Annotated in this window: 2 protein-coding genes; both read right to left on the reverse strand. The window is 42.7% G+C overall.

The window, feature by feature from the left end:
• Window positions 1-879, reverse strand: an 879-nt coding sequence (gene yidC, locus ACZFYI_RS18465; protein ID WP_462525597.1) for a membrane protein insertase YidC, incomplete at its 3' end; no start/stop codon positions are given.
• Between the two features lie 102 nt (window positions 880-981).
• On the reverse strand, window positions 982-2,604 hold the full coding sequence (locus ACZFYI_RS18470) for a CTP synthase (RefSeq protein ID WP_462525598.1): 1,623 nt from the start codon (window positions 2,602-2,604) through the stop codon (window positions 982-984).
• Between the last annotated feature and the right edge of the window lie 157 nt (window positions 2,605-2,761).

Raw genomic sequence — 2,761 nt, forward strand, 5'->3', positions numbered from 1 at the left:
AGATAAGGTGTCAGTCGGAGTCTGTTGGTTTAGCTTGGCAGAGCTAAAATTATCTCCGGCAATGATTCCTGTGGTAAAAAACCTTTGGCTGAAACTCACCCATTTTAAAGGCTCTGCCACATCTTCATTGTCCTCTTCGGATGTAGCACTAAGGTAATCATGACTTCCAGCCAATGTGAAGAAATTGACGTTGGTTTTTCTTCTGGATTCTTCGATATCCTGCTCTTGCCTGGTCAACCTGTCATCCCAATTGATCTGAACGTTTGAATCTTTAAGGTTGCTAGAAAGTCCGGTAAACTCAAGAGATTTTTCCAAAACATAGGCACCATCTAGCAAGGTATATGTACGGGTAATCGCACCGCTCCCGGATTTTGCGATAAAGGTCAAGATGGATGCAGGGGTTCCTTCCACTTCGGTAGAAGATAGCGTAGGATTGAAATAGAAGTCATTCAAGCTTAACGGGCCTTTGTCGGTCTGAATGGTATAGCTCAAATCCGAAGTCTCATTGTCAAGTAAAACCAATGGTCTTTGGTCCCATGTTTTGAATTCTTTCAATTCCACCTTGACTATTTCAGCTCCTTTGGTGGATAAAGTAACCGCTATGAGGTCATTTTCAAGAACCACTTCCTCGGCTGTTCCTTTGGTCATTGGCGCAAAAACCCCAAACTGACGTTGGGCGATCAAGTCCTGAATGCTGTCAGGCTGGATAATTTCTTGCGCTATGGTGTCGACAGCAACGGATTCCTGGGGAATGGTCTGCGTCACATTGGTATTGTTCAATTCTTCCGGAAGTGGTTCGGGAGTGGTAGCAAAGAAAATCGAATAAATCAGCAATACTGCTGCAAATAAGATTAAGCCTGCCGCTTGGTTTCTGTCCATATTGTTACTGTATATGCCTTTTGAAAAGTAAAGGTAACAGAAAGTATCAAGGAGAAACTCCTTTTTACCCTTTGTTACCTATCTCTTAATTTTGGCTGGTATTCAAATATTTGATTTTTTGTTGTCAATAGTAGCTGTTACGAATTTCACAAACAAAGGGTGAGGATTCAAAACAGTACTTTTATACTCCGGATGAAACTGTGTTCCCAAAAACCAAGGATGGTTTTTGAGTTCGACTATTTCCACCAACTGACTCTCAGGATTCATTCCTGAAGGAATCAGCCCATTTTCTTCTATCCGCGCCAGGAATTTGTTATTAAACTCATACCTGTGTCTGTGTCTTTCTTTGATCTTAGATTTTCCGTAAGCCTGTGCCGCCTTGCTTCCTTTTCGGAGTTCGCATACATAAGAACCCAATCTCATTGTGCCCCCCATCAATTCCACATTTTTTTGATCTTCCATCAGGTCGATCACAGGATAAGGTGTTTTGGGATCCATTTCTGTACTGTTTGCTCCTTTGAGTCCAAGTACATTTCTGGCAAATTCAATTACTGCCACCTGCATGCCAAGACAAATCCCAAAGAAAGGGAGGTTATTCTCGCGGGCAAATTTAACAGTTTCTATCTTTCCTTCAAGTCCTCTTTCTCCAAATCCCGGTGCTACAAGGATTCCGTCTAAATGTTCCAATTTTTTTGCTACCGTTTCAGGGAGCAATTCTTCAGAGGAAATCAAAGTCAGGTTTACTTTGCATTCGCAGGCTGCACCTGCATGTACGAATGCCTCAATGATTGATTTATAAGCGTCAGGAAGTGAAACATATTTTCCGATCAAACCAATATTGACTTCCTGTGTGGGGTTTTTCAACCTTCCCAGAAAATCCTTCCATTGCTCCAGGTCGGTGTTTACTTTTGAAGTCATCTTGAGTTTGCTCAGGACCCTTTCGTCGAGCTTTTCCTTTTTCATGAGCAAAGGAACATCATAGATGGTTTCGGCATCCATGGCTTCGATGACACAGTTCAGCTGCACATTGCAAAATAGGGCCAATTTCTTTTTTACTTCCAAAGGAAGGTGGCGTTCTGTCCTGCATACCAATATATCAGGCTGTATACCTGCTTCCAAAAGTTGCTTGACAGAATGTTGGGTGGGCTTTGTTTTGAGTTCTTTGGCAGCAGCCAAGTAGGGGATAAGTGTCAAATGGACCACAAGGATGTTGTTTGGTCCGATGTCCCACTTCGCTTGCCTTACTGCTTCTATAAATGGGAGCGATTCGATATCACCTACGCAGCCACCGATCTCTGTGATGACAAAATCATATTTGCCTTCCTCGCCGAGTTTGAAAAAATTTCTTTTGATTTCATCCGTGATATGGGGGATTACCTGTACGGTTTTTCCCAGGTATTCACCCTTTCTTTCTTTGGTGATGACGTTGTTGTAAATCCTTCCGGTAGTGATGTTGTTTGCCTGAGATGTCGGGGTATTGAGAAACCTCTCATAATGGCCCAAGTCCAAATCGGTTTCTGCCCCGTCTTCGGTGACATAACATTCCCCGTGCTCGTAGGGATTGAGTGTTCCCGGATCGATATTCAGGTAAGGGTCAAACTTTTGGATGGTGGCAGTGAAGCCCCTGGCTTGTAGGAGTTTGGCCAAAGAAGCGGCAATAATGCCCTTTCCAAGAGAGGAAGTAACGCCTCCGGTGATAAAGATATATTTGGTGGATTTGCCCATAAGAAGGGTAGGATCTAGAATATTGTTTGGATTCTTATGGGATTCAAAGGTAGGGGAAAAATTTGATTTGGAGGTGTGGTGAGTAAAGGAAAAAATAAATGAAGTGTTTTTGGGTTGGAATTTTGTGGTTTGTGGAATGGGATTTATGAGGCTTATC

The organism is Aquiflexum sp. (assembly GCF_977115555.1).